A 25,268-nucleotide genomic window follows, 5' to 3' on the forward strand; every position below is an offset into this window, starting at 1 on the left:
CCTGACGCTCTGTCAGGTTACTGAACGGGCAACGTCTCAGGAACGGTCGTGCACGCAAAGTCCCACGGGAAGTGGCCTGCGGGGTACGGGAGTTGCTCCTCTTGTCCCGCTACGGGCGGGAGGCGGGCTCCCCGACCGGCTAGGCGCGCTTCCGCTCCTGCTTTCTCTCCTGCTTCCTGTCCTGTTTCCTCTCCTGCTTGCGGGCCCGCGCCGCCGCCCGGGTCTGTTCCCGCACCACCGCTTTCGCGATCTTCTCCGCGTCGATCCCCAACTCCCGCAGATTTCCGCTGATCGGGTTGGTGAACCCGGTGAAGTGCAGTCCCGGGGCCTGAGCCGAGGTCCGTGGCCCGTGCGCGCGGGGCCGCCCCCGCCCGTCGAGAACGTCGAGATGGCCGACGAGCGTCTCCAGGCCCCGCGCGTATCCGGTGGCCGCGATCACCGCGTCCGGCGACAGAAGGGTGCCGTCGGCGAGCTTGACCTTGCCGTCCTCGAAGGCGTCGACAGCGGCCACGATCTCGACGGCGCCCGAGCGGACGGCGGCGATGAGACCGACGTCGAGGACCGGCACCGCGCCCTGCTTGACCCGGCTGTAGAGGCCGGTGGCGGGGCGGGGCAGGCCGTGCGCGGTGAGGTCGGGGACGCTGACGCGGGCCACCGGGCGGGCCAGCCGGTCGACGAGCCACACCGGCAGCCGCCGCACCAGCACGCTGGAGTACTGCGCGGCCCAACCCGCCGTCGAACGCCGCATGAGGTGCGGGACGGTGCGCACCGCGAGCCGCACCCGCGCGGCCCCGCCCTCCACCAGGTCGACGGCTATCTCGGCGCCGGTGTTGCCGATGCCGACGACCAGGACGTCACGCCCCGCGTACGGCAGCGCGTTGCGGTACGCGCCCGCGTGGATCAACTCACCGGTGTACTCGTCGAGTTGAGGCCAGTCGGGCAGGCGGGGGGTGTGGTTGAAGCCGGTGGCGACGACGACCGCGGAGCCGGTCAGCTCACGTCCGCCGGTGGCGTGCAGCAGCCAGCCCTCGCCGTCGGCGGCACGCTCCACGCGGGAGACCTCGACGCCGGTGACGATCTCCAGCTCGTGGTGCTCGGCGTACTTCTCCAGGTACCGGACGACGTTGTCGCGGGCCACCCAGCGCCCGAACCGGCGCGGCATCGCGAGACCCGGCAGGGCCGACAGGCGCCGGGTGGTGTGCAGGCGCAGCCGGTCGTAGTGGCCGCGCCAGGACGCGCCGACGCCGTCCGACCGCTCCAGCACGACGGCCCGCACGCCCCGCGCGCGCAACGTGTACGCGACGGCGAGTCCGCCGGGTCCGCCGCCGATGACGTACACGGGGCGGTCGGCCTGCTTGAGTCCTGCGGCGGGTGCGGCTGCTTGTGCGGACGCTGTGGAGTCGGCCATAGCGCGAGCGTAATCACACGTGCGCTTGATGGGTCTCGGTCAAGCCGGGAATGCGTTGCGGATTGATCACGCCTGGGGGCACACCGGACCCGGCCGGCCCGCGGCGCCCCAGCCAGGGGCGCTCACGCGAGCGGCGCCCCCCGCTGCAACTTCCGCTGCGGGGAACGCCGTTGACGTGGGCCTCGTTCGAACTGCCGTTACTTCTGGCGGCCCTTGTAGCCCGTGACCTTGGCGATCCAGGTGATGAAGTCCGCCGGGTCGGTGTTGGAACCGTGGCCCTGGTCCCAGTAGTAGAGGTGGTTGACGTCGTCGCCGAGGTTGTCCAGGCGGGCGGCGAGGTTGGCGGAGACGGTCAGCGAGGTGTCCGAGTCCTTGGTGCCGAGGCGAATCCACCAGTGCTTCGAGCGGTTGCCGTTGACCTTCTCGACCAGGTGGTACATCGGGTTCATCAGGTCGAGCTTGGCGGGGATGTCGCTGGCAACGCGCTTGCTGCTGAGCCCCGTTGTGTCGTTCTTCGCGCCGTAGGCCGTGAAGTGGCGGGCCAGCGTGGTGCCCGCGCCGAACTCGTTGTTCTCGCCCGCCGACAGGTCGAAGGCGTCGAAGGAGGGGGCGTCCTTCTTGCGCGCGCCGACGTGGGTGAGGAAGTCCGCCCAGGTGAACGTGGCCTTCTTGCCGTCCCACGTGATGAACGTGTTGGCGGCCAGGTAGGTCTTGCGCGCCGAGTCGGACAGGCCCGCGAGGTAGGTGGTCGCCGACGGCTCCAGGTACTGCTTGACCATGTAGGCGTCGTAGTTGCGGGCGGTGAGCGGCCCGAAGCCGTTCAGGCCGCGCAGCTTGAGGGAGGCCTGGTACTCGGCGAACTGCCCCTTCAGCGCCTTCGACACCGTCTGGTCGACCTGCTTGCCGGTGCTGAGGTCGTTGGTGCCCCAGTTCCACTCGTAGGCGCCGTCGGCGTGCTCCAGGTCGGTGATCGGGCACCAGGCGCCGGTCGCGAAGATCGCGTCGGAGGCGTCGGCCGCGCCCAGCTCCTTCAGGTACTTCGCGTAGATCGGGCTGTCGCCGGACGCGCCGAGCAGCGACGAGAGGGCGCCGCCCGCGCTCGTTCCGGCCGACACGATCCGGTCGGTGTTGCCGGGGATGCGCCCCTTGTTGGCCCGCACGTACCGCACGGCGGCCTTGAGGTCGACGATCGCGGCGGGCGCGGTGCCGTAGTAGTCACCGGCGGAGTTCTTGAGGGTGCGGCCGCGCGCGCCGGGCTCGATGACGACGTAACCGGCGGCCAGCGCCAGCAGCTGGTTGGTGTTGAGGGCGCCGCCGGTGGAGTTGGTGTCACCGTTGGCGTTCGGGGCCGTCGAGGAGGAGGCCGAGGCGGAGGGGGACGCCGAGGGCGCGCCGCTGGGGGCACCGCCGCCGCCACCGGCCATGCTCGACCCGCCGCCGACACCGGTCGCGTCCGCGACGGAGGACGGCATGTAGCCGCCGACGGAGTTCGCGAAGAGGATCGGGGCGTGGGTGGCGTCGACCGCCTTGCCGTCGATCTCGACCGGCACGCTCACGATCAGCGACTGGTACGTGGCGTCGACCGGCTTGGCGACATAGGTGATCGCCTTCCAGAAGTGGTACGTCACCGCGTGCTTGGTCCCGGCGGTGTCCGTGACCGTCGTCGACAGCTTCTTGTACGCCTTCGGGTCGAACACCAGTACGTCGGACGACGACGAGGAGGACGTGGACGTCGGGGACGAGGCCTGCGCGTTCAGGGCGATGCCGCCCACCGCGGCCGCGCCCGCCGTGGCGCCGATGCCTATGACGACGTTCCTGCGCTTGATTGCCCTGTGCTTCACCGTGGAGCCTCTCGTCTTTTCACGCCTCGTCCGACCTTGCGACTGTGAACGTAGCCAGCGCCAGACAAAATCGTCAACAATCTGCCGGTCATTCACGGAGGACCCACAGGCGGCCCTGGCGTCACACAGCCACCGCACAAGCAGAACGCGGGTGAGGCACAGGTCAGAGCGTGGGTGGAGCGCGGTTCGGAGGGGTCGGGGCGGGGGTCGGGGCGGGGATTTCCGGGACCGATTCTGGCACCCCTCCCGGCATCCCGCCCGACCTGACCAACAGTCAGATTCCGGGATGCGATCTGCCGCGACGGCGCCGAGTCGCTCGCGGCACTCCGCCAGGGGTGTGACGGGCCGGGGTGGAGCTGCGGGCGGCGTTCCGGGGCGGGGTGCCGGTGCTCCGGGTGGGGGGAGGGGCGGGTGGGTGACAGAGGGGGGCGTTTCTGGCGCCGGAGTGCGCCGGTCATGGTGGGGAATATCGGGCACGGGCCCTGTGCGGAACGAGCTTGAATGGGCCCCATGGCTTTCACCGAATCGCATCTTCCCCAGCCGTCCTCGCAGGTCCCGTCCGTGTCACTGTTCCCGCCCTTCCCTCCCCTGCACGGGCACGGGCTGCGGCTGCGCGCCTGGGACCCGCAGGCCGACGCCGATGCCGAGGCGTGGCTGCGCGGACTGACCGACCCGGAGTTCCGGCGCTGGAACACACCGGTCAAGCCGGTCGACGACCTCGACGGCGCCCGGGCCTCGCTGGCGGACAAGGCCCGCGTCATGGAGGAGGGCTCGGCGGCGTCGTACTGCGTGACGGACGCGGCGAGCGCCGAGATCCTCGGTCATATCGGCGTCAACGACATCAACCGCTTCGTGCGGGTGGCCCGGGTCGGCTACTGGGTGCTGCCGAACGCGCGGGGTCGCGGGGTCGCCTCGCGGGCGCTGGCCGTGGCATCCCGCTGGGCGCTGACCGAACTCAGCCTGCACCGGCTTGAGTTGGGACACGCCCTCGGGCATGAGGCGTCCTGCCGGATAGCGGAACGGTGCGGCTTCCGGGCGGAGGGGACGCTGCGGGGGGCGATGTTCGAGGCGGGCCGGGTGGACCGGTTCCGGGACGTGCACCTGCACGGCCGAGTGGCCTCGGACGCGGAACCGTCGTTCGACTGACGCCGTTCGACCGACGCCGTTCGACGGGCGGCCGGGGTGGGGCCGTGACCGGCGGACTGCCGGGAGTCCCGCTACGGAGGGGCGCAGAATGGCCGTCATGGATCACCAGCCCGTGGCCGTCCCGCCGGACGTGCTGTCCCGGACGCAGTGCGCGCTCGCGGCGGCGCTGTGGCACTACGCGAGCGCCCCGCTCACCCAGCGGCTCTTCGTGCGCGGATGCATCCCCGACCTGGACGAACCGCGCGTGACCGTCGCCCTGTGGACCGGTCCCGCGGCGCGCGAGAAGGTGAACCTCTTCCTGCACATCCCGCTGGTGTCCGACGGGGTGCTCCTCTCGGCGGCGCAGGTCACCGCGGGGCTGCTGAGGCTGGGCCGGGGGCCCTACATCTTCGGCGTCACCCGTCGCCGGTTCGACGGCAAGCCCGTCCTCAACGGCAGCGTGCTGGTCGAGGGCGTCGCCGCGCTTCCCTCCCCGGCGGAGAGCGGCGAACGGCAAGGGCCGGGGGAGCCGAGGGGGCCGAGGGGCTTCTACTTCGAGCGGCCCGGGCAGTTGAAGGAGTACTGAGCCGACCCGGAGTCCAGTCCGGCATCGGGTCCGGCCTCCGGTTTCAACTGGCGCCGTTCGAAGGGTCGTTGGGGTTCAGCCGAGGGCCGTCACCGAGGTCGTGTCGTTGGTCGGGTCGGGGTCCTGGCGGCCGAGGCGGCTCAACTGGTCCGGCGGGTCGGAGGGATCGAGGGGCCAGTCCTTGAGGCGGACGCTGCCCGCGCCGGGCTCACCGAGGCGGACGGTGAAGGTGAAGGTGCGGGACTTGCCCGGGGCCAGTTCGCCGATCCCGCACACGTAACTCCCCTTCTCGTGACGGCAGTACGGCTCGTACGCGTCCTCGTCGATCTCCTCCATCGGCTCCTCGGTCACCTCGGTGCCGGGCGGCGGGGTGAAGACCAGGGAGGACCGGGCGCCGGGGTCGCCGGGACCGGCGTTGCGGACGGTGACGTCGAGGCGCCGTTCGGTGCCGGGGGCGCCGCGCAGGTCACCGGCAAAGACCGCGTAGTCGGAACGCAGGGCGAGGCCGACGGAGGTGCGGGCGTCGCCCTGCGCGAAGGTGAGGGCGGCGGGCGGCGGGCCGGACGTCGGGGTGAGCGGGGGGCCGTCGCCCTGGTCGCCGCCGTTCGGCCAGGCGCTGCTGCCGCCGGGTCCGACGTCCAACGGCCAGGCGGACTGCGTGACTTCGTCGTACATCAACGTCTTCGAGACGCGGACCCTGAGCGCCGGGCGCAGGACGACCGTCTCGCCGGGGGCGATGCGCAGGTCGGGGAAGCGGCAGACGGCGTAGTGCCGACGGCCCTGCGGATAGCGGCAGTTGGCGTTGCGTTCGGCCAACTCCATCTCGCCCGAGGAGAATCGGACGCCGAGCCCCTCGACGGGACGTTCCCCGGTGTTGCGGACCACGAACGGCAGGCTCACCACCGCGCCGGGCCGCACGTCCTTCACCGGCGCCGGCCTGCCGATCTCGACGACCGGCTCCCCGACGACGACCTCGGTGCGCGCGGTGAGCACCTTGCCGTCCCCGCGCGTGAACGTGAACCGCAGGTGCCCCACGTCACCGACGTGCGAGCCCGGCGCGGCGAGCGCGGTGACCCGGGCCTGCGAGGGGTGGGTGGCGCCGCCGACGGCGACCGTGCAGGCGATGTGCGTGCCGGTGCGCGTGCAGTCGGGGCCGTTCTCGCGCAGCGCGACGACGTCCTGCGAGCCCGGCTCGACATCGGCGGTGATCCGGTGCGGATCGCTGCCGGTCTCGGAACCGCCCTTCGGCGTCAGCACGATCGCCCGGTCGCCCGCCAGGCCGTGCCGGTCGCCGTGGGGGCGCAGGTAGTGGACGGCGGGCGCGTTCAGGGCGCGCGGCCCGTCGAGGCCGAACGGCTCACCGGTGCTCCACCAGTTGAGGCCGACCAGCAGCAGGACGAGGGCCGTGACACCGCCGGTCCACTTCGCCGCCGTTCGCATGGGCCCTCAACTCCTTCTCCCCGCAACCCTGTTCGGGCCGAACGATACGCGCCCCGCTCGCACGCCCCGGCGCGTGACGCGGCGTTCCGCGCGCCCGTTCGGCCGCCCCATGGGAATGTCACCGTCGGCCCGCCGGGGAGCCAGCATCGTCCCCACATACGGCAATATGGCCCGTGTTTGGATGGTTACTGACAGCAATCGTGGCAATGCTCACCGCCATGAACAGCAAGCTCTTCCCGGACTGGGTGCCCCGTATAGGTTTGCAGCTCCGGCTCGCCGGGGTCCATTTCGACGCGGTCCGGGTGGGTGGGACGGGCGGCGAGGCGGCGGTGCACCTCCTGGCCATACTGACGCGGGGCCGCCCCGGCCCGGTCGTGCGGGAGGTGAAGGGGCCGTGCTGGACGTACTTCCTGCTCGCGCCCGGCGCCGCCCAGGAGCGCGACTGGCCGCCGGGGGCGCGCGGGTTCGGGCGTTCGGTGCGGGCGGAGTACATCGGCGTTCCGGCGCCGGTCGGCAACACGTACCCGTTGAGCTGGTGTTCGGGGGCGCCCGGCATCGGGGAGTTCGTCGACGCGGAGTTGCTCCACGGCGTGCTGTCGGCGGAACTGCTCCGGCCTCCCGAGTGATACTCGGCGCATGCCGGACACCGATCTCCACGCCCTCCTCGCGTCGCTGCGCGTCTGGGCCCCCGACGCCACCGACCTGCGCCCCTTCGACCCGGCCACGGCCCCCGCGACGCCGGTCCCGCTCTTCACGGACTGGTTCGCGGACGCCGTCGCGGCCGGTCAGCCGGAGCCGCACACCATGACCCTGGCGACGACGGACGCCGCGGGGCACCCGGACGCCCGGATCGTGATGCTGCACGGCGCGGACGCCGACGGCTGGTCCTTCGCCAGCCACGCCACCAGCCGCAAGGGCCGCCAGCTCGACGCCCACCCGCACGCCGCCCTCGTCTTCTACTGGCCGGTGCTCGGCCGCCAAGTACGCCTGCGGGGAACGGTCGTTCAGGCGCCGTCGGACCAGAGCCAGGCGGACCTGCACGCCCGCTCGACGGGGGCGTTGGCGGCGGCCCTCACCGGCAGCCAGAGCGAACCGCTGGCGTCGCTGGGGGAGTTGGAGCGCAGGTCGCGGGAGGCGTGGACGCGGGCCCGCGCGAACCCCGCCACCCCGTCACCGACCTGGACCCTGTACCGACTCCAGCCCCTGGAGGTGGAGTTCTTCCAGGGCGACCCGGACCGCCGCCATGTACGGCTGCGGTACGTGGAGGAAGACGGGCACTGGAGAAGGGAGTTGCTCTGGCCGTGAGACGGAGCCGGAGGGGCGGGGGGGCGGGCGCGAGGGGGTCAGGAGGGTTCGGGCTCCTTGTAGGTGTCGAGGATCGCGGCGTGCGGGGCGGACAGGTAGGGCTCCCAGAACCCGGGCGGAACGTCGGACGCCGACCCGGCGGTGCGGTGGCGCCGCCACTGCACGGGGCCGAACCCGGCTTCCCGCAGGGCGAGTTCGAGGGTGTCCGCGCTCCAGTAGTGGGCGTAGATGTGGGTGTCGTGGCCGCTGAAGGTGAGGTGGAGGTCGACGGGGTCGGCGTCCGTGAGGGGGGCCGGGGCGCCGGGGGCGTCCTTGGGGGTGAGGCGGAAGCCGTAGCGGGTGTAGTGGTCGGGGTCGGGGTGCAGTTCGGGGTGGACGAGCACGGTGACGAACCGGCCGCCGGGGCGCAGGGCGCGGCTCGCGACGCGACACAGGTCGACGAGTTCCTCGTAACTGGTGGCGTACGGGAGGATGTACAGGCCGAGGACCAGATCGAAGGTGCCCGCGAGGGCGTCAGGTAACGTCCCGTCGATGTAGCGGATGCCGAGTGGCTCGTCGGCTTCGCGGGCGCGGGCGTATTCGAGCATCCCGGCCGACTCGTCGAGCCCGACCACGTGCCGGGCGCCGCGCTCCATCAGGGTCCGGCTGAAGACGCCGTTGCCGCAGGCGAAGTCCAGCACCCGCAGGCCCCTGACATCGCCCAACGCGCCGATCACGCTGGGGAATTCGAGTTCCTGACGGAAGGGCGTCCGGGAGAACTCCTCGTAGAGGCTGCCGAGTTCATCGTATTGCGTCGTCATGGTGAGGATTCCTTCCGTCGTGGTGCGCGGGAGATCGCGTGCGGGGTTCCGTGCTCGGCCTTGTGGTCGGGGTGTGCCCCCGGTTCCGGGGCTCCCTGGAGGAGCGACCCGCCAGCCCTCGTTTCCTTCCCGTTCCAACTGAGTAAATAACGGGGAAAGTTTCAGCCGACGTTTCCCAAATCAGCGCCCATGTACGGGAGTTGGCCAGAGCCGCCATGGCCGGGATCGTTCCCTGGACGACGGGCCGACGTTCAGGACAGAGGCCGGCCCAGATGCCGTCCAGCGTCGCCGCGGGCAACCCACCTCGGCGACGAAAGGGCCGAGATGTCCGAGCGGGACAGCGCAACTCCGGTGGACTGCACCACCGTTGCCCCATGGGTCGTCACCGATGACACCGGGGCCTTCCTCGCCTTCGTCACCGAGATGTTCGGGGGCGTGGAACGCCGGCGGGTGGGGTGACGGGGGTTGTGTGTCAGCCGAGGTACGGGTGGGTGCGGTGTTCCAGGAAGTGCTGGAGCCGTAGCCGCTGAGTGTGGTGCATAGGTAGTTCGGGCAACTCCTCCACCGGGACGAAGCGCAACTCCGTGGATTCGTCGGAGATCGTGAGCCGTCCGCCGGTCACGCGGGCGGTGAAGCAGACGTTGAACTGTCGACGGACCTCACCGTCGGTGTAGGCCATGACGTGGCGTGGGTCGGTGTACGTCCCCACGAGCCCGGTGACCTCGACGTCCAGGCCCGTTTCCTCCTTCACCTCGCGGACGGCGGTCCCCGGCAGCGAGTCGGTCATGTCCATCCCGCCGCCGGGCAGCGCCCAGAGGTCGTTGTCCCGTCGGCGCTGGAGAAGGATGCGTCCTTCGTCGTCCGTGACCACCGCGGATGCCGCGACGACCAAGCTGTTGGGCTCGGGGGCGGCTGGATCGTCGTAGTACTCGGTCCGTGCCATGATCACCCTTTTCGGACCGGCGTCGCGGCCGCCCACACCGCGGCGAAGCTGTCTGCGTACGTGTCGAACATGCCGTCCGCCCCACGGCGACGCAGGTGCCAGACAGGGGCACGGTAGGCGTTGACGCCCCAGACGTGGGCGTTGATGAGTGCCTCATCGTCAGCCCGGTAGATCGAGTTGTAGAGCGTAGTGGCATGCGTGCGCACCTCGACGCCGGGCACCCCGACCAGGGGAAGGTAGTGCATCAGCGCGAGGCGGCAACGGGACTGGATTCCGTGGCCGAACTTCTCTTCCTCGCCGCGCTGTTGGACGTTCGAGCTGTCGGCGTCGCCGAGGGCGATCCGGACGGTGCAGCCCTCGGCCGCTCGCTCCGTCAAGAGCTCGTTGAGCCTCGGATACGCCTCGTGCAGGAAGACGGCGGCGTACACCAGCACGTCGATCTGCTCGCGGGCCCGGGCCAGCAGCTCCGCGAAGGCGGACACGGGGACGTCCGCGCGCTGGTCGTAGAGGGTCACGAGTTCCGGGCTGACGGCGTGGGCCGAGCGTGCCTGCCGGAGCACCGGCCATAGAGCGTGCACGTCTTCCCTCAGCGTCTCCGCTGCCAGCATGGCCGTGGCCCGGCGCGGCGTACGCCCCAGGTTGACCCATCGTTCGACGGACTTGGGATCGACTTCCACCACCTCCGCGAGGGCGGTGTACGTCCAGCCGCCGGCCGCCATGGCAGCGCGTAGCCTCTCGTTCCGCATCCGATCTCTCCTCCAGCCCGAGGACGGCACCAGGGACGTTCTACCTTGCGCAGGACGTCCCTGAGTGGGGTTTGTCTGCGGTTCCCACGTCCTATGGGACGGCGGGATGCTCGTGTGCCTGGCGAGCGACCAGCAGGACTGGCCTTCCAGACCCGCTCCCGATCGGCCACGAGCCGTACTGGGCGATCAGGGTGGGTGATATGTGCCGCGCACCGACTCACCACGGGAGATTGCAGATGACGGTAACGGTGAACGATCAGAAGACCGGCCGCGCGGTGGCTGGTGAAGCGCTCTTCGAGAGTCTGGCCCGCTTCGTAGTCATCCACAACGGCCGGTCCCCCGAACGCGCCGGGCGGATCGCGGACCAGGCAGTCGCGTTCCTCGTCACGGCGGCCTCGGCCACCGTCCCCATGGTTCCGTCCGACGATGTGGACCTCGGCCTGCACGCGCTCATCCTGCACACGAAGGAGTACGCGGAGCTGTGTGAGCGGTACGCGGGTGGCTTCCTGCATCACAACCCGTTGCCGGGCGGGGGAGTCCGTGATCTGGAGAAGGTCGCCGCCTCGGCTCGGGCCATGAAAGCGGCCGGGTTCGTGGTCTTCGACGACCTGTGGACCGTGGACGGCGCGAACCTCGCCAACTGCGACTCGGACTGCGGCCGACCGTACGGTCAGGCATAACCCACGACGTCGGCGAACACGTTCGGCCTCGACCCGGGGCCGAACACGTTCGCCGGGAAGGAGAAGAGACATTGCCCGGCTCGACCCCTGAACTGCCGGTCATGGTGCTCGACGCGCTGACGCCCACCACCCGGCGCCTGGTCGTCGACCGGCGAGGCTCGGCGGTCTGGGATGTGGAGAGTCACCGGGGCCGTTTCGCCGTGAAGGTCGGACGGCCGATCGAAGCCACGGCTCAGTGGTCGGCCCAGCCCTGGACCGCGCTCGCGCCCGCACGCGAGGCCGCTGTCCTGCGTCGCCTCGGCCGCGAGGACATCGCCTACGGCGACTGGAAGCACGGCACGTGGAACATCCAGCCGTGGCACGAGGGCCCCGACCTGCATGAGCTGTGGGAGCCGTGCCGCAGGCAGGACGCGTCCGTCAGGCCGAGCGCCCGCGTGGCGCTGGGCTGCGTCGAAGCGCTGGCCGACCTCCACGCGAGGGGCTGGGCACACGGCGATGTGCAGCCCGCTCACTTCGTCGTCGGGCCGGAGCGGACGTGCCTCATCGACCTCGCCCTTGCCCGGGGTGGACCCGTACCCGAGGAGTACGACTTCCCGTTTCGCGGGTGCCTCGTCCACTACGAGGCGCCCGAGATCGCGCGCAGCGTGCTCGACACAGGAGAAGCGGAGCCGACCCGGGAAGCCGATGTCTACGCGCTCGGGGCGTCCCTGCTCATCTCCGCGACGGGCCGACGGGCGGTCGAGTACCCGGACGACGCTCCTCGCCCTGTCCAGAGAGAAGCCGTCGCGAACGGCCGACGTCGTCCCGTGAAGGTGCCCGGTGAGCTGGGCGCACTGGTCGACGCGATGCTCAGCCACGCTCCGGAGGATCGCCCCACCCTCGACGAAGTGGCCAGAGCCCTGGCCTGACCCCGAACTCCCGCCCCTGCACCAGGACTTCCCGCGCTCACGGGTCGGCCCAGAGGGTCATGTGGGAGCCCCGATCGCGGTCGGGGCCGATGCCGATGGACTCCAAGCCGCACCGCCGAGCCCTTCTGAACCCTTCGGCGGGCACCATCGCGGCCCTGGTGACCGGCCAAGCCGATACCGGCGTGACCGCGTGACCGCGGGTCCGCCGACGGACTACGAGGACGTCGTTCCGATGCCGGTCACCGTCACGGAGACGGGCGACCGGGTGACCGATCTGAATGGAGCGTCCGTGCCGGAAGGGGGGGCGCTGCGGGACCGAGGGGAGTCGCGAGGAGGCCGGTCCTCCAGGTAGGGCCGGCCGGTGGTGAGCCGCTTGATGTGCTCCGGGGGCGTGCCGTAGCCGACGGCACGGTGATCCACCCCGGTGCCGCGTGTGGCGGGCGATTGCCCTGTGCGGCTCTGACCTGCGGTGATCGGTTCCGTGGCGGTGTTCGCTCGTTCGCGGTGTTTGAATGGACAGCCGTTCCCGGTCTGGTGAGGAGATGCGCTGTGCCCCTGGTGTCTGTCGTGATGCCCGTGTACAACTCGGTGGCCACCCTCGGCGCGGCCGTGCGGTCGGTGCTCACGCAGACCCACAGTGACCTGGAGCTGCTGATCACCGACGATCAGTCCACCGACGCGTCCATGGACCTGCTCCGCGAGTTCGCCGAGCAGGACGAACGCGTTCTGCCGGAGCGGGCGCCCGAGCAGGGCGGTGCGGGCCGGGCCCGCAACCTCGCGATCGAGCGGGCGCGCGGGGACTACGTCGCCTTTCTCGACAGCGACGACATGTGGTTGCCGGAGAAGACCGAGAAGCAGCTCGCCTTCGCCGCCGAGGGCACCGCGCCGTTGACGTTCACGTCGTACTTCAAGATGGACGCCGATCACGACGGCGAGAGCACCGAGTGGGTCCCGAACGGGCGGGTGATCCGCGCGCGGGAGCACGTGGACTACCGCGCGATGCTGGTCCAGGACCACATCGGCGCGCTCACCGCCATGTACGACCGCACGGTCCTCGGCACGCGGCTGATGCCGGAGATGCGCAAGCGCCAGGACTACGCCCTCTGGCTCTCGATCATGCGCAACGGCGCCGACGCCCGGGGTCTGGCCGAGCCGCTCGCGGTGTACCGGGCCCACCAGGCGGGCTCGCTGTCCTCCAACAAGCTGTCCCTCGTGCAGTACAACTGGGCCCTGTACCGCGAGCACGAGCACCTGTCGCTCCCGAGGGCGTCGCGCGCACTGGCCGGCGCGGCGTGGCAGTCCCTGCGCAACTCCCGTATCTAGCCCGGCACATGGGGCGGGGGAACCTGGTGGGGGACCGGGGAGCCCGGGCGGGGCCCGTTTCCGCCCCCGCCGCCGGACGGCCTAGTCCGCCTCCGGTCTCCAGGACGGGGCGGCGCGGCGGGCGGAGTGGGCCGCGAGGAGGCCGATGGCGACAGCGGCCAGGGAGAAGCCGGTGGCGGCGGTGGCCAGGACCGGCCAGGAGAATCTGCCCTCGCGCAGCGAGATGACGAAGAACAGCGAGTGCCAGTTGGTGATGAAGGTCGCGAGGGCGGTCGCGATCAGCAGCGGCACGGTCAGGTACCACAGGGCGATCGTGCGGAAGACCTGGTAGTTGCCGGTCAGGACGCTCAACGGCGCCAGCCCCGCCCTGATGCGCACGAACTCGGCGGCGGCGCTGATCAGCCCCGCCACCAGCAGCAGCGCCAGGCCGGTACCGCCGAAGAGGAAGAGCCAGCCGTTGACGTTGCTCTTCTGCTGGGCGCCGATCACCCAGATCTCCCCGGGGGTGTCGACGTTGATCCCGGGATGGGCGGCGTAGGCGGCCTTCTCGATCTCGGCACGGTGGCCGGGTCCGTCGGTGGTGACGACGAGGGAGCCGTTGGCCCGGCTGACGGACAGGTCGCCGGTGACGGCACGGACGGTGAGGTTGCCCCCGTAGGGGCGGGCCAGCTCTTCCAGCCGGGGGTCGCCCGGCGTGACCCGCTGCGCGGTGTCCGGGCAGGGCAGGCGCAGGGCGGTCAGGTCGGTGCAGGAGCCCGTGAGGTCGAGGCGGGGGTGGTCGCCCTCGGGGTGGCCGGTCGCGACCAGGAGACGGGTTCCGTCGGGAAGGCCACGGGCGAGGCTCTTGACGGCGTCGGAGGTGAGCGTGCTGCTGTGCACGGTGTAGAGGGTGTCCCCGACGCGCTCGGTGAGGCGCTGCGCGGCGACGGCGCTGTCTCCCAGCCGGCTGTTCCAGACCTGGAGATGGCTGATGAGGCCGATGCCGATGATGAAGACCACGGACAGCCGCACCAGGACACCCGGGTGGGCCGCGGTCCAGCGGCCCGCGATGAGGCGGCCGGGATTCCCGTCGCGGTGGCCGCGGGCGGCGATGCGGTTGCCGTTGACGACGCACAACTGGGCGACCACCGAGGGCAGCGTGGCCCACATCAGGACGGTGCCGGCCAGGAAGGTCGCGAGGTCCGGGCCCTTGGGCGCGTACTGGCTGAAGGCGATCGCCAGCACGCCGGCCAGACAGAGGACCAGGCGCCATTTCGGCAGGTGCGCGGTGGACATGCTCGGCCGGGTGGCCGTCCGGGAGCGCTGCACCCGGTGCAGGATCACGACCAGCACCAGGTTCAGGAGCAGGGACACGACGAGCGCACCGGCCAGTTCGGGCCACGCCCGGCGGGTGTCGGCCACGTCGATGACATAGCCGGTGATCGGCAGCCGCACGTCGGTGGCCAGCAGCAGCGCGGCCGGGAGGAGAACGACGGCGGTTCCGGCGGCGGCCGGTACGACGGCCTCCCCGACGTTGATCACGGCTCGGTGGGCCCATGACGCGCCCAGCGCGTTGACGAGCCGACTCCGGCGGTCACGGGTCGCCGATCCCACCCGGGTGGCCACCACCAGCAGCGCCAGCGCGGGCACGGCCAGCAGGACGGCGATGACACCGGAGGTCTCGACCGCCGTGTGGGGATAGGTGTCCTGGTTCATCGGGAAGAGCCGGCCGAAGCCGGTGATGTACTGCCAGGACTGAGCCGTGGGGTCGGCGGGAGGGTGGGCCGGGCGGACATAGGCCATGCGCTCGGACGGCGATCTCAGGCCCTGCGGGTCGATGGTTCCGCCGTAACGGCCGTAACGGTCGAGGCTGTCGAAGTCCTCGGCCGCCCGGGCCAACTCGGGGGAGAAGAAGGCCTCCCCGGGCCGGGGCCAGCGGGCGAGGCCGGGCGGCGGCGGGCTGTCGGCGGTGAGCGGCTCGATGTAGATGACGCCGTGCGGCGAGGCGCCGAAGGAGTCGATGGCCTCCTTCCACAGGGCGGTGGCCCGGTGGGCGTTGTCGGTCAGGACGGGACCGCGAGCGGTGTCGCGCTGCGTACGTCCCTCGAACGTGGCGGTGGTCGTGACGAACGCCAGGGCGGTCAGGGCCATGGCGGCCGAGGCCACCAGGAGCGCCCAGAAGCGCAGTCGGGTGCCGGGGGTCGTGCGCGCTGCGGCCAGACCGACTCTGAAGAGCTGCGCCCACAGTCGGCCGGGACGCCGGTTCCGGGTGGGGTGCGGGTTCGGGGCGGGGCGCGGGTTCCGGGTGGAGTGCGGGTTCGGGGTGGGGTGCGGGTTCCGGGTGGAGTGCGGGCCGGTCATGCGGGGGTTCCTCGGCGGGCGGGCACGAGCACGCTCTCCTGCAACTCGTAGGCGTGGGAGGCCCGTTCGGCGATGGAGGGGTCGTGGGTGACGACCAGGAGCGCGCAGTCGCGTTCGCGGCAGATGCGGAAGAGTTGGTCGGCGACGTTCTCCCGGGCTCTGGGATCGAGGGCGCCGGTCGGTTCGTCCGCCAGCAGGACGGGCGGCTGCGCGATCAGGGCTCTGGCCACCGCGGTGCGCTGGCGTTCCCCGCCGGAGAGCATCCCGGTGGGCGTGGTGCCGTGCGGAACGTCGAGTTCGTCCAGGAGCCGGGTGGCGGCCTCGTAGGCCTGACGGTGGTCGGAGCCGTCCAGGAGCATGGGCAGCGCGACGTTCTCCACGGGCGTCAGTTCGGGAAGCAGCTCCCCGAACTGGAAGACCATGCCCAGGTGTTGGCGCCGGGCCTTGGCCAGGGCACCAGGCAGCAGGCCGGTCAGCCGGTGCCCGCCTGCGGAGATGGTGCCGGAGCCGGGCTTGAGCAGGCCGAGCACGCACATCAGGAGGGTGGACTTGCCCGACCCGCTGGGCCCCGTGATGGCCACGGACTCCCCTGGAGCCACCGTGAGGTCGACGTTGTCGAGCAGTACGCGGTCTTCGACCTGATAGGTCAGGCCCGTTACCCGAAGGCCATCGCCCAGCGGCGGTGTGGGGGTCACAGCAGGTCCGTTTTCTTGAAGAAGGCAAGGTGAACAGAGACGGGTACCGCCGGGCAGGCCACGGTGCGGCTTGCCCGGCGGACGGTGTCACGGCCCGGCCAGGCCCGGCCAGGCTACGGGGCGGCCCCACCCGAACAGCCGTCCCCAGCAACGTCGTTGCCGCCGCACGCCTTGAACCGCACGGCAGCAGACCGACGTGCGCGACCCCCTCGAAGACACAGCGCCCGGTGAACGGCGAGGCAGGCGCCGTGGGGTGGTCGGTGCGCCGCCCCTCGGCCCGTCCCTCGTCACGAGAACTCCAATGCCTCCGGCAAACATGTCCGATGCCGAGCCGTGAAGCGCGCCACCGAATACTGGAGGGGCCCTGTGAGCGATAGGCGCATCCGCAGAGGCCGGTCTCAGATCTTCCTCAACTGCCTTCCTCTCGGGCACAGTCGCTCGTAAAGTCGCTGGTGAAGGCAGGCATCGGCGGGGCTGTCGGGTTAGTTGTCGGCCGATACGTCAGCAAAGGTGCGGCAAAGGGCGGTGCCGTCAAGGTCGTCCTCGCAGGGGATTCGAGCCGCCTGTCACCCTGCACGTAAATCTTCGGGAGCGCATTTATGGCAGCCAAGGTTCTTGTCACGCTCGCCTTTATCGCCACGCTGTTCGTCACGGGCATGCTGTCCGGCGGCGGAGAGTGGGCTCAGTACGCGTCCATAGCTGTCCTTGCTCTCGTCTACGCCCGGCTGATGAGCAAGCTGGACAAGCGCCCTGCGCGGGACGACCAGGAGTAGGGGGCGTTCCGGGGAGCGGCCTTGTCCGGGTCGGGTTCCTTGCGGTGGGGTTGGCTGGGGTGATGTGCGGTCCACCCACGTGGGACACCCGGTCGGAGCAGAAGTAGCCCGCGCTGAGAGACCGTTGATGGCAACCCGCACGATCCGCCGTACGAGCGTCACCCTTCCCGCCCTGGATGAGCCGGGCCGCTGTCTCTCGAACGTCACCTCGCTGGCGGGCGGCTGGGGCAGGCTCGCGGAGTTCCAGTACACGGACGCCGACCTCCGCGAACTCGACCTGGCCGAGACCCCCTTGCTGGACGGCCGCGTCACCGGCCTCACCTCTAGGCGCACCCGCTTCGACCGACTCCGCGTGGATTCCGTCGAGTTCACCGGCTGTGACCTGGGCTCCCTGCGGTGGATCGACACCAAGGTGAGCAGGGCGGTCTTCCGTGACTGCAAGCTGATGGGCGCCACCCTGGAGGACATCACCCTCGACCGCCTCGAAGCCCAGGACCACCCACCCGTCGTCCTCCACGTCCCGCAGCAGAAGCGGGGACAGTGACCGCACGGACGCGTTGACCAGCCGTTCCCTGATCAGGGAGTCCCGTCGGCCGCCGGGCCGGTTGCGGATGGCCTTGATGAAGCAGGGGCCCTTTTCGCAGGCGACCAGTGCCGTCAGGTCCGAGCTGAACCCGCCTGCGGAGCAGGGTCCCCGCCAGCTACTCGCTTGTCCCCGTGCGCTCGCCCGACGCGTGAACGTCCGTGGATGACTCCGCACTCTCAGGTACGAGTCGGCTTGTGAATCCGAGGTCGCGCAGCCGTTCGTACGCTGCCCGGATGGGGTCGGGAGTCTCCTGTTCGACCATGAAGCCCTGGCGCGGGTAGATCATGAGGCGCTGCTGAGCGCCGACGAGCATGTCGACGACGAGGCGGGCGTCGCCGATCGAGTCGACGTAGTCCGTCAACGTCATGGGAGTGGACGCGCACACCCACTCGACCTCGGGCCAGAGCTTGCGGGCCGTCGCGTAGGCACGCCGTTCCTCGTAGGGCTTGCTGACGAGGAGGACGGACGTGACGGTGACATGCCGTTCGGCGAGCAGGGCGCGGGTGAAGCGGATGTTCTCGCCGGTGTTGCGGGCCGTCGGCTCGACGAGGACGGCACGTTCGGGAACGCCCAGTTCGACCGCACGCTCGCGGTAGTGCTCGGCCTCGCCGCGTGGCATCCGTTCCCGGGTGGTGCGGCTGGTCGCGCCGGTGAAGACGATCAGGGGCGCCATGCCCTGGTGGTACAGCCCGGCCGTCGTATCGGCCACCCCGAGATCATGGCTGCCGAGCCCGACCGCCACCGAACACGGACGCGGCCGATGCCCCAACTGCTGGAAATCCCACAGCTGTTGGACGTCCTCCCACACCTGAGTGGGAATCACCGACTCTCTCCCTCTGTCTTCGCCTGCGCGGAGCCGGGCACCCGGCAGCCGACACGCGGTGGCCAACCCCCTCCCGGAGGCCAACCACCGCCTGTCTGAACGGACTTGAGGCAACGTCTCCGACCTCAGACCCCGCCGAACCCGGCACCCTTCACGCCCGCCACGAACGAGGCGAACGCCGGGACAGCGAGCCCCAGCACCGGACCGGCCGGGTTCTTGGAGTCCCGGACGGGCACGGTGCCGTGGGTGGCAACGAGGTTGACGGCGACCTCGATGCAGGCGCCGCCGTTCTCGCTGTACGACGACTTGAACCAACTCGGGTTTTCAGTCAACGCAGCCTGCCCTTCGGTCAGTTGAACTCGCCGGACTTGACGCCGGTCACGAAGGACGCGAACGCGTCGGCGTGGAAGCCGAGGACCGCGCCGGTCGGGTTCTTGCTGTCCCGTACCGGCACGATCCCTTGCGGGGCAACGAGGTTGGCGGCGACCTCGATGCAGGAGCCGCCGTTGTCGCTGTACGAGGACTTGAACCAACTCGGATTTTCCGTCAACGCAGCCTGCCCTTCGGTTAGTTGAACTCGCCGGACTTGACGCCGGTCACGAAGGACGTGAACGCGTCGGCGTGGAAGCCGAGGACCGCGCCGGTCGGGGTCTTGCTGTCCCGTACCGGCACGATCCCTTGCGGGGCAACGAGGTTGACGGCGACCTCGACGCAGGTGCCGCCGCCTCCGCTGTACGACGACTTGAACCAACTCGGGGTTTCCATCAACGCACCCTGCCCTTCGGTCAGTTGAACTTCCCGGACTTGACGCTCGACACGAAGTGTCCGAACGCGGCGACGGGAAAGTCCAGTACCGGACCGGCCGGGTTCTTGGAGTCCCGGACGGGCACGGTGCCGTGGGTGGCGACGAGGTTGGCGGCGGCCTCAAGGCACTGGCCGCCGTTGGAGCTGTACGAGGACTTGAACCAACTCGGGGTTTCCATCAACGCGGTCTGCCCTTCGGTCAGTTGAACTCGCCGGACTTGACGCCGGTCACGAAGGACGTGAACGCGGAGGTGGGGAGGTTCAGGACCGGACCGGTCCGGGACTTGCTGTCCCGGACCGGCACGATGCCGTGCGAGGTGGAGAGGTTGGCGGCGACCTCGACGCAGGCGCCGCCGTTCGAGCTGTACGAGGACTTGAACCAGCACGGAGATTCAGTCAACACAGCTTGCCCTTCGGTCAGTTGAACTTCCCGGACTTGACGCCCGACACGAAGTGTCCGAACGCGGCGACGGGAAAGTCCAGTACCGGACCGGCCGGGTTCTTCGAGTCCCGGACGGGCACAGTGCCGTGGGTGGCGACGAGGTTGGCAGCGGCCTCGACGCAGGTGCCGCCGCTGCCGCTGTACGAGGACTTGAACCAACTCGGATTTTCCGTCAACGCAGCCTGCCCTTCGGTTAGTTGCACTCGCCGGACTTGACGCCGGTCACGAAGGACGTGAACGCGTCGGCGTGGAAGCCGAGGACCGGGCCGGTCGGGTTCTTGCTGTCCCGTACCGGCACGATCCCTTGCGGGGCAACGAGGTTGAAGGCGGCCTCGACGCAGGTGCCGCCGCCTCCGCTGTACGAGGACTTGAACCAACTCGGGTTTTCCATCAACACAGCTTGCCCTTCGGTCAGTTGAACTTCCCGGACTTGACGCCCGACACGAAGTGTCCGAACGCGGCGACGGGAAAGTCCAGTACCGGTCCGGCCGGGTTCTTGGAGTCCCGGACGGGCACGGTGCCGTGGGTGGCGACGAGGTTGGCAGCGGCCTCAAGGCACTGGCCGCCGTTGGAGCTGTACGAGGACTTGAACCAACTCGGGGTTTCCATCAACGCGGGCTGCCCTTCGGTCAGTTGGACTCGCCGGACTTGACCCCGCTCACGAAGGACGTGAACGCGGAGGTGGGGAGGTTCAGGACCGGACCGGTCCGGGACTTGCTGTCCCGGACCGGCACGATGCCGTGCGAGGTGGAGAGGTTGGCGGCGACCTCGACGCAGGTGCCGCCGTTGCCGCTGTACGAGGACGTGAACCAGCACGGGGATTCAGTCAACACAGCTTGCCCTTCGGTCAGTTGAACTCGCCGGACTTAACGCCAGTCACGAAGGACGCGAACGCGTCGGCCTGGAAGCCGAGGACCGGACCGGCCGGGTTCTTCGAGTCCCGGACGGGGACCACTCCGGTAGTGCGAGTGTAGGCGGGCGCCCACTCCACACAAGTGCCGCCGTTGTTGCTGTAGGAGGATTTGATCCAGAGGAGGGGCGAAGATTCGGTCGTCACGAGGTGCCCTTTCGTGCCTGTTTGATCATGTCTACGGATGCAGCCTGCGACAATGCTGTGGCCTGTAGCTGATGGTAAGCCGTCAACAACGGAACGACAGACGCGTTCTCCCGGTCAAGGTGCCCCTGGGTCTGCGACTCGGCGTAGGCAAGCACTGAACGGTCCGCGAGCGTAAGCAGGTTGATCGGTCGGTCCAGTGTCCTGTGCTCTCCCATGTCGTACGGTGCGATCTGAAGCATGGTGTTGGGGAGAGCTGCGAACTCGATCAGTCGCTGTAGCTGGGCGTCCATGACCTCGGCTCCTCCGACGGTACGACGGATGCAGCTCTCGTCTATCACGACCAGCACCATGGGGGGCAGGTCCCGCGCCAGCGCCGCTTGCCGCTTCGCCAGGAACACCACTCGCTCGTCAGCCTTTTCGCGCGTGATGGCGCCTCGATGGACTGCGTTGTCCACCAACACCCGAGCGTATTCAGGTGTCTGAAGCAGCCCAGGAATGATTCCGACCTCGAACACTCGGATCTCGACGGCTCGGCCCTCTAGCTCCACGTACTCCGGGAAGCCTTCCAGCAGGATGCCGGTCTCCATCTCGCGGAACTCGCGCTCGAATGCCTCGGCAGTGCCGGTGAGCCCCAGGGCTCGGTCCCCATTCCGCGCGAAGCGCAGAGTTGGGCGCTTGCGGGAAGTTTCGACCGCTGAAATATGCTGGCTGGAATATGCCATAGGAATGGCCAGCTCATCCTGGGTTAATCCTCGCGCCTCTCGCACCTTGCGAAAGCGGTACCCGAAGGCCGCTTGCAGGCTCTCCTCCGGGTTCAACTCCTTGACGTTGGCCATGAATCCCCCGAACCCTTCCTTCGACTGTGCCCGGTTGAAGACGTTCCTGACTGTAGGCCAATCTATGCCCTCCCGGTAGTGGAATGACTACAGAGAGGAGCGATCCATGTTCAAGGGTGCTGTTCCGTCCCTCGGGACCCTGTTGGTCGATGCTCACGACAAGGTGGGTGAGTTTCGGGCCGCGTTGTCCGGCCGTTGGTATCTGCGTCCCGTGAGTGGCGGTACCGAGTGGGACGTTGACCCTCGGGACGTCTCGCCGGCCACCCCCGAACAGCGCCTCCGCGCCGAACTCGCCCGCGCCAACTCCCTCAGCCGCACGAACGCCTACGGCAAGCGCGACCCGAAATGACCACCCGCCCCCGACACCGGTTCCGCCTGCCCCGCTGGTTACGCCGACGACGCCGATGCCGCCCAACTGGCCCTCCCCGCACGCCGTTTCCCCGCACCGGCATCCCGCCCCTGGAGCCCTCCCTCTACCGGGCCGAGGTCCGCGCCGAAGGGCCCGTCCACGGCACCGGCGAGAACGCGCAGTGCGTGCTGGCCAGCTTCCAGTCCATCTCGCCCAAGCTGGTGCTGCGTTGGCTCAGTGGACGGGCGCTGCACCTCGCCGAGCGGCTCGACCCGACCCCCGCCCGCACGCCGTGGGTCTCGCCGCTGATGCACTCCTTCCGGCTCCCCGAACCCGAAGGCGCCGCCCACCTCCGTGCCTGGGCCAGCGACACCGGCGAACTCCACGCCGCCCGCGCGCACATCAAGAGCGGCTACCCCCTCTACGTGAGGTTCACGGACGCCGACGGCTGCATCTACACCCTCACCGCCTGGCCCCTCGCCTTCCACCCCACCAACTCGCCCGCCCAGCAAGGCCGTTCCACCCCCGCCCCCGTTCCCGTCCGGCATCGGGTCGGCGGGCTCGCCCACCCGCTCTACGTACTCGCAGCGCAGGACCCATGGACGTGACCAACACACCCGACTCCCCTTCCCGAGAAGCCGCCCGCGACGCCGCCCGCGCCGACAGCGACACCATCATCCGGCGCTACCAGGCCCGCGAACCCGTCTCCCGCATCGCCGCCGACTACCACGTCACCGCCAACTGGCTCGGCCTGCGCCTCGTCGAGTGGGGGGTGCCCCGGCGTCACCGGCACGAGGCCCACGCACTGCGCCGACCCGCCGGGCACGTCTTCCGAGGCCGCACCCGACGCCGTTCCACCGCCGAAGTCCGGGCCGCCCAGGCCCACTTCACCGGCGACCGAGCCGACGTCACCGCCCGCTACCTCGCCGGAACCTCCATCACCACCCTCGCCCGCGAATACCAGGTCAGCCCCGTCTGGATCACCGAACGCCTCGACGACTGGAACGTTCCCCGACGGCCCGCCCCCGGACGACCACCCACCCCAGGGAGTGACACATGAGGCACTGCAACACCGTCGGACGCCCACCCCGCGACGCACTCATCCGGCACCTTCTCGCCGCCGGAGAAGACCCCACCGACCTCTCCCCGCCCGAATACGACGAAGCCGTCTGCGAACTCGCCGCCGGACACCCCCACGACCACGCCTACTACCTCACCGAGATCAACCCCACCACGCAGCTGTGGGTGCGGTGGGACGGGGAACAGTTCACCTTCCCGCTGCTTCCCCTCTGCACCGGCACCGGACCCCGGCCCGACGACGTCTGCCACCTCTTCGCCGACCACCCGCCCGGCCACTCCTGGCAACTCGGGCGCTGACCAGGCTCAGTCGCGGTCGGACGCGCTGTCGTCCACCCTGACCTCGTCCGTCGCCTCGGCCCAAAATCAGTCCGGTATACGCCAGTTGGGGAACGACTGGTCGTGGGTTCCGGCGGCCTCCACCCGGTGGGGGAGAGCGGAGGCGGGCACCGCTGAACGGCCCCTCGCGGACCGTGGGCCGGGCCCGCGCCCTGTCCGGAACGGCCCTGGGCTCCCCTCGGTCGGCTTTCCTTCCAGGGGAAAAGGGCCGCGGTCCCGGCCGCAAGGTACCCCCGGGCAACCGTGGGGCAGCGGCACGAGTCAGCCGGTCTTCGGGTCCGGACATGGCGGCAGGCGGCGGCCCCTCCCCGGGGCTGTCGCCGCCTGCCAGACAGGACTTGGGTCGACGGCTACTTCGTCGGCTTCTTTCCGGTCACGCCCAAGTGGACCAACAGCGCCAGGTTCGGCTTGAGTTCGGCCTGCTTCACTCCCCAGCTCTGGAATCCCTTCTGGTGCGAGGCGACCGCCGCGAGCATCGCGACCAGTGAACCGGCGACCGCCGCCGGACTCACGTCCTTGTCGATCCGCCCCTTCGCCTGCAACTCCGCGATGGAGTCCGACAATGAGGTGTTGACGGAGTTCAGGATCTTCATCCGGATCTTGTAGAACCGTTTGTCTCCCTCGGCGGCGCCGAGATCGACCACCCTGAGCAACGCCTCGTTACGCCGCCAGAACTCCAGGAAACCGTCCACGAGTTCCTGCGCGGTCTGCCAACCGGCCTTGCCCACCCAGCTGCGCCCCGCGAGTAGCTGGGTCAACTCGGCGCCCTCGGCGGCCATGTGATCGGCGATCTCCAGGACGGCACCCTCGACGTCCGGGAAGTACTGGTAGAAGGTCGCGGGTGAAGTCCCCGCCTTCCGGGCGACATCGATGACCTTGACGTCCCGGTAGGGGGAGGAGCTGAGCATCTCGCTGAGGCAGTCGAGCAGCTTCTGCCGGGTCGCCTGCCCACGTCGGCCGGCCACGCGGCCGTCGACGGTACGCACTTGTCCTGTCATGCCGTCAGCTTACCGACGGTAGATCGGAGCGCGATTCGGCCGACTGCAAATGGGGTGCATGAGGCCTTCGAGGCCACCGTGCCTGGTCTGCGGGCTGCGCTCGTCGCCGTTACTTTGGCGCTATGGCCGAAAACAGGGCATCCGCGTACGGAGAGGGCGTCCCCTGCTGGGTGGACGCGCAGCTTCCCGACCTCGCGGCGGGCAAGCGGTTCTACGGTGAGCTGTTCGGGTGGACGTTCGAGGGCGAACCCCAGGGCGACGCCCCCGGACCCGACGCTCCGGGCGACCCCGAACCCCCCGAGGGCGGGGCTCAGGGTGACCCCGAGTCCTCCTCTCCGGGTGGGCGTCCGGAGTACTACGGGTCCTCCGGGTGGTACGGGGCGGGTGTCGGGCCCGGGGACGTGGCGCGGGGGAAGGCCGTGGCTCCCGGGGACACCGTCTGGGCCCGGCTCGGCGGGGAGCCCGTCGCCGCGCTCGCGCGCAAGACCGACGGACGGATGCCCACCGTCTGGACCGTGTACTTCGCCACCCCGGACGCGGAATCCCTCGCCGACCGGGTCTGGGCGGCCGGCGGCCAGGTCGTCACCGCGCCCGTGCCGGTCGCAAGGCTGGGGACCACCGCCCTGGTCACCGACCCCGAGGGCGCCGTTTTCGGGCTGTGGCAGCCGGACCTGCACCCCGGGTTCGGGCGGCGGCACGAGAACGGCACCTTCGCCTGGGCCGAGCTGTACGCCCGCGACACCGAGATCGTCAACGACTTCTACGGTGGCCTTTTTCACGACGCCCTCTTCGGCCCCGGTGCCGCCCCCGACTTCGGGCGGGCCGCCGTTCACGACGTCTTCGTCGCCGAGATGCCGCCCCACTTCCTCGTCCACTTCCAGGTGGCCCACTGCGAGGCCGCCCTCGGCACCGTCGTCCGGCTCGGCGGCCGGGTCCAGGTGCCACCGTTCGAGACGTCGTACGGAAAAGTGGCGGTCGTCATCGACAATCAAGGGGCGTCCTTCGCCCTGTTGCAGCGCTGACCAGTCCTTCTTTGTCTTGATA

At 70.1% G+C, this 25,268-nt stretch carries 36 protein-coding genes; 15 read left to right on the forward strand and 21 right to left on the reverse strand.

Features of this window, described 5'->3' with window-relative positions; genetic code table 11:
- Positions 1–139: 139 nt before the first annotated feature.
- Together ACIQOU_RS16575 and ACIQOU_RS16580 are read right to left on the reverse strand one after the other, a co-directional pair.
- A complete protein-coding gene (locus ACIQOU_RS16575) occupies positions 140–1,408 on the reverse strand; it encodes a flavin-containing monooxygenase (protein WP_401537425.1) in 1,269 nt (422 codons plus the stop codon).
- Between the two features lie 197 nt (positions 1,409–1,605).
- Positions 1,606–3,249: a subtype B tannase gene (locus ACIQOU_RS16580; RefSeq protein WP_401537426.1), complete on the reverse strand. Its 1,644-nt coding sequence runs from the start codon at positions 3,247–3,249 to the stop codon at positions 1,606–1,608.
- A 510-nt stretch (positions 3,250–3,759) separates the two neighbouring features.
- Between ACIQOU_RS16580 and ACIQOU_RS16585 the strand changes: the two genes are divergently transcribed.
- Entirely contained in the window at positions 3,760–4,395 is a 636-nt protein-coding gene (locus tag ACIQOU_RS16585; RefSeq protein ID WP_401537427.1) for a GNAT family N-acetyltransferase, read from the forward strand.
- A 97-nt stretch (positions 4,396–4,492) separates the two neighbouring features.
- Positions 4,493–4,960 (forward strand): hypothetical protein, encoded by a 468-nt coding sequence (locus ACIQOU_RS16590; RefSeq protein WP_401537428.1) that lies wholly within the window; start codon positions 4,493–4,495, stop codon positions 4,958–4,960.
- 75 nt (positions 4,961–5,035) lie between these two features.
- Here the strand turns inward: ACIQOU_RS16590 and ACIQOU_RS16595 are convergent, their stop codons facing one another.
- Complete coding sequence (locus ACIQOU_RS16595; RefSeq protein WP_401537429.1) at positions 5,036–6,400, reverse strand: hypothetical protein; 1,365 nt, start codon at positions 6,398–6,400, stop codon at positions 5,036–5,038.
- 218 nt (positions 6,401–6,618) lie between these two features.
- Between ACIQOU_RS16595 and ACIQOU_RS16600 the strand changes: the two genes are divergently transcribed.
- Positions 6,619–7,026, forward strand: coding sequence for a hypothetical protein (locus tag ACIQOU_RS16600; protein ID WP_401537430.1), 408 nt, complete (start codon positions 6,619–6,621; stop codon positions 7,024–7,026).
- Between the two features lie 10 nt (positions 7,027–7,036).
- The gene (locus ACIQOU_RS16605; RefSeq protein WP_401537431.1) at positions 7,037–7,705 is read left to right on the forward strand and encodes a pyridoxal 5'-phosphate synthase; all 669 of its coding nucleotides are present in this window, start codon (positions 7,037–7,039) and stop codon (positions 7,703–7,705) included.
- Between the two features lie 38 nt (positions 7,706–7,743).
- Here the strand turns inward: ACIQOU_RS16605 and ACIQOU_RS16610 are convergent, their stop codons facing one another.
- Positions 7,744–8,505 (reverse strand): class I SAM-dependent methyltransferase, encoded by a 762-nt coding sequence (locus ACIQOU_RS16610; RefSeq protein WP_401537432.1) that lies wholly within the window; start codon positions 8,503–8,505, stop codon positions 7,744–7,746.
- A 324-nt stretch (positions 8,506–8,829) separates the two neighbouring features.
- Between ACIQOU_RS16610 and ACIQOU_RS16615 the strand changes: the two genes are divergently transcribed.
- On the forward strand, positions 8,830–8,964 hold the full coding sequence (locus tag ACIQOU_RS16615) for a hypothetical protein (RefSeq protein WP_401537433.1): 135 nt from the start codon (positions 8,830–8,832) through the stop codon (positions 8,962–8,964).
- 13 nt (positions 8,965–8,977) lie between these two features.
- Here the strand turns inward: ACIQOU_RS16615 and ACIQOU_RS16620 are convergent, their stop codons facing one another.
- Positions 8,978–9,448: an NUDIX domain-containing protein gene (locus tag ACIQOU_RS16620; protein WP_401537434.1), complete on the reverse strand. Its 471-nt coding sequence runs from the start codon at positions 9,446–9,448 to the stop codon at positions 8,978–8,980.
- 2 nt (positions 9,449–9,450) lie between these two features.
- The gene (locus tag ACIQOU_RS16625; protein ID WP_401537435.1) at positions 9,451–10,194 is read right to left on the reverse strand and encodes a helix-turn-helix domain-containing protein; all 744 of its coding nucleotides are present in this window, start codon (positions 10,192–10,194) and stop codon (positions 9,451–9,453) included.
- Positions 10,195–10,430: 236 nt separating this feature from the next.
- Here ACIQOU_RS16625 and ACIQOU_RS16630 point away from each other — a divergent pair, with 236 nt between their 5' ends.
- From ACIQOU_RS16630 to ACIQOU_RS16640, 3 genes are all read left to right on the forward strand, one after another.
- Positions 10,431–10,874: a glycine-rich domain-containing protein gene (locus ACIQOU_RS16630; RefSeq protein ID WP_401537436.1), complete on the forward strand. Its 444-nt coding sequence runs from the start codon at positions 10,431–10,433 to the stop codon at positions 10,872–10,874.
- A gap of 71 nt (positions 10,875–10,945) precedes the next feature.
- Positions 10,946–11,782: a protein kinase gene (locus tag ACIQOU_RS16635; protein WP_401537437.1), complete on the forward strand. Its 837-nt coding sequence runs from the start codon at positions 10,946–10,948 to the stop codon at positions 11,780–11,782.
- A 549-nt stretch (positions 11,783–12,331) separates the two neighbouring features.
- Entirely contained in the window at positions 12,332–13,105 is a 774-nt protein-coding gene (locus ACIQOU_RS16640) for a glycosyltransferase family 2 protein (protein ID WP_401537438.1), read from the forward strand.
- An 81-nt stretch (positions 13,106–13,186) separates the two neighbouring features.
- Here the strand turns inward: ACIQOU_RS16640 and ACIQOU_RS16645 are convergent, their stop codons facing one another.
- Positions 13,187–15,445 carry a permease gene (locus ACIQOU_RS16645; protein WP_401537439.1) on the reverse strand — a complete coding sequence of 753 codons (2,259 nt, stop codon included), beginning with the start codon at positions 15,443–15,445 and terminating at the stop codon, positions 13,187–13,189.
- A complete protein-coding gene (locus ACIQOU_RS16650) occupies positions 15,442–16,140 on the reverse strand; it encodes an ABC transporter ATP-binding protein (RefSeq protein ID WP_401537440.1) in 699 nt (232 codons plus the stop codon). The genes ACIQOU_RS16645 and ACIQOU_RS16650 overlap by 4 nt, the downstream gene beginning before the upstream one ends.
- 599 nt (positions 16,141–16,739) lie before the next feature.
- Between ACIQOU_RS16650 and ACIQOU_RS16655 the strand changes: the two genes are divergently transcribed.
- Positions 16,740–16,913, forward strand: a complete 174-nt coding sequence (locus ACIQOU_RS16655) for a hypothetical protein (protein WP_401537441.1) — start codon at positions 16,740–16,742, stop codon at positions 16,911–16,913.
- A 127-nt stretch (positions 16,914–17,040) separates the two neighbouring features.
- Entirely contained in the window at positions 17,041–17,457 is a 417-nt protein-coding gene (locus ACIQOU_RS16660; protein WP_401537442.1) for a pentapeptide repeat-containing protein, read from the forward strand.
- 157 nt (positions 17,458–17,614) lie between these two features.
- Here the strand turns inward: ACIQOU_RS16660 and ACIQOU_RS16665 are convergent, their stop codons facing one another.
- The 12 genes from ACIQOU_RS16665 to ACIQOU_RS16720 all read right to left on the reverse strand — a co-directional run bounded on the left by ACIQOU_RS16665 (position 17,615) and on the right by ACIQOU_RS16720 (position 21,461).
- Positions 17,615–18,322 (reverse strand): YdcF family protein, encoded by a 708-nt coding sequence (locus ACIQOU_RS16665; RefSeq protein ID WP_401537443.1) that lies wholly within the window; start codon positions 18,320–18,322, stop codon positions 17,615–17,617.
- Between the two features lie 125 nt (positions 18,323–18,447).
- Complete coding sequence (locus tag ACIQOU_RS16670; RefSeq protein ID WP_401537444.1) at positions 18,448–18,654, reverse strand: DUF397 domain-containing protein; 207 nt, start codon at positions 18,652–18,654, stop codon at positions 18,448–18,450.
- A gap of 17 nt (positions 18,655–18,671) precedes the next feature.
- On the reverse strand, positions 18,672–18,872 hold the full coding sequence (locus ACIQOU_RS16675) for a DUF397 domain-containing protein (protein WP_401537445.1): 201 nt from the start codon (positions 18,870–18,872) through the stop codon (positions 18,672–18,674).
- 17 nt (positions 18,873–18,889) lie between these two features.
- Positions 18,890–19,087: a DUF397 domain-containing protein gene (locus ACIQOU_RS16680; RefSeq protein ID WP_401537446.1), complete on the reverse strand. Its 198-nt coding sequence runs from the start codon at positions 19,085–19,087 to the stop codon at positions 18,890–18,892.
- Positions 19,088–19,107: 20 nt separating this feature from the next.
- Positions 19,108–19,305 carry a DUF397 domain-containing protein gene (locus ACIQOU_RS16685; protein ID WP_401537447.1) on the reverse strand — a complete coding sequence of 66 codons (198 nt, stop codon included), beginning with the start codon at positions 19,303–19,305 and terminating at the stop codon, positions 19,108–19,110.
- Between the two features lie 20 nt (positions 19,306–19,325).
- Positions 19,326–19,526 carry a DUF397 domain-containing protein gene (locus tag ACIQOU_RS16690; RefSeq protein ID WP_401537448.1) on the reverse strand — a complete coding sequence of 67 codons (201 nt, stop codon included), beginning with the start codon at positions 19,524–19,526 and terminating at the stop codon, positions 19,326–19,328.
- Between the two features lie 17 nt (positions 19,527–19,543).
- On the reverse strand, positions 19,544–19,744 hold the full coding sequence (locus tag ACIQOU_RS16695; RefSeq protein WP_401537449.1) for a DUF397 domain-containing protein: 201 nt from the start codon (positions 19,742–19,744) through the stop codon (positions 19,544–19,546).
- A gap of 17 nt (positions 19,745–19,761) precedes the next feature.
- Entirely contained in the window at positions 19,762–19,959 is a 198-nt protein-coding gene (locus tag ACIQOU_RS16700; protein ID WP_401537450.1) for a DUF397 domain-containing protein, read from the reverse strand.
- Between the two features lie 20 nt (positions 19,960–19,979).
- The gene (locus ACIQOU_RS16705; RefSeq protein ID WP_401537451.1) at positions 19,980–20,177 is read right to left on the reverse strand and encodes a DUF397 domain-containing protein; all 198 of its coding nucleotides are present in this window, start codon (positions 20,175–20,177) and stop codon (positions 19,980–19,982) included.
- Between the two features lie 20 nt (positions 20,178–20,197).
- Positions 20,198–20,401 carry a DUF397 domain-containing protein gene (locus ACIQOU_RS16710; RefSeq protein WP_401537452.1) on the reverse strand — a complete coding sequence of 68 codons (204 nt, stop codon included), beginning with the start codon at positions 20,399–20,401 and terminating at the stop codon, positions 20,198–20,200.
- A 14-nt stretch (positions 20,402–20,415) separates the two neighbouring features.
- Positions 20,416–20,625, reverse strand: a complete 210-nt coding sequence (locus ACIQOU_RS16715; RefSeq protein ID WP_401537453.1) for a DUF397 domain-containing protein — start codon at positions 20,623–20,625, stop codon at positions 20,416–20,418.
- Complete coding sequence (locus ACIQOU_RS16720; RefSeq protein ID WP_401537454.1) at positions 20,622–21,461, reverse strand: helix-turn-helix domain-containing protein; 840 nt, start codon at positions 21,459–21,461, stop codon at positions 20,622–20,624. Before ACIQOU_RS16720 ends, ACIQOU_RS16715 begins: the two co-directional genes overlap by 4 nt.
- Before the next feature lie 106 nt (positions 21,462–21,567).
- Between ACIQOU_RS16720 and ACIQOU_RS16725 the strand changes: the two genes are divergently transcribed.
- Genes ACIQOU_RS16725 through ACIQOU_RS16740 form a run of 4 tightly spaced genes read left to right on the forward strand, consistent with a single transcriptional unit; the run spans position 21,568 to position 23,187 of the window.
- Positions 21,568–21,810: a hypothetical protein gene (locus tag ACIQOU_RS16725; protein ID WP_401537455.1), complete on the forward strand. Its 243-nt coding sequence runs from the start codon at positions 21,568–21,570 to the stop codon at positions 21,808–21,810.
- Positions 21,807–22,418 (forward strand): hypothetical protein, encoded by a 612-nt coding sequence (locus ACIQOU_RS16730; RefSeq protein ID WP_401537456.1) that lies wholly within the window; start codon positions 21,807–21,809, stop codon positions 22,416–22,418. Before ACIQOU_RS16725 ends, ACIQOU_RS16730 begins: the two co-directional genes overlap by 4 nt.
- Entirely contained in the window at positions 22,415–22,870 is a 456-nt protein-coding gene (locus ACIQOU_RS16735; RefSeq protein WP_401537457.1) for a hypothetical protein, read from the forward strand. Before ACIQOU_RS16730 ends, ACIQOU_RS16735 begins: the two co-directional genes overlap by 4 nt.
- The gene (locus ACIQOU_RS16740) at positions 22,867–23,187 is read left to right on the forward strand and encodes a hypothetical protein (RefSeq protein ID WP_401537458.1); all 321 of its coding nucleotides are present in this window, start codon (positions 22,867–22,869) and stop codon (positions 23,185–23,187) included. The genes ACIQOU_RS16735 and ACIQOU_RS16740 overlap by 4 nt, the downstream gene beginning before the upstream one ends.
- A 389-nt stretch (positions 23,188–23,576) precedes the next feature.
- Here the strand turns inward: ACIQOU_RS16740 and ACIQOU_RS16745 are convergent, their stop codons facing one another.
- Positions 23,577–24,212: a TetR family transcriptional regulator gene (locus tag ACIQOU_RS16745; RefSeq protein ID WP_401537789.1), complete on the reverse strand. Its 636-nt coding sequence runs from the start codon at positions 24,210–24,212 to the stop codon at positions 23,577–23,579.
- Positions 24,213–24,346: 134 nt separating this feature from the next.
- Here ACIQOU_RS16745 and ACIQOU_RS16750 point away from each other — a divergent pair, with 134 nt between their 5' ends.
- A complete protein-coding gene (locus ACIQOU_RS16750) occupies positions 24,347–25,246 on the forward strand; it encodes a VOC family protein (protein ID WP_401537459.1) in 900 nt (299 codons plus the stop codon).
- Positions 25,247–25,268: the final 22 nt, after the last annotated feature.

The organism is Streptomyces sp. NPDC091279 (assembly GCF_044757465.1).
In the GTDB taxonomy this organism is placed as follows: domain Bacteria; phylum Actinomycetota; class Actinomycetes; order Streptomycetales; family Streptomycetaceae; genus Streptomyces.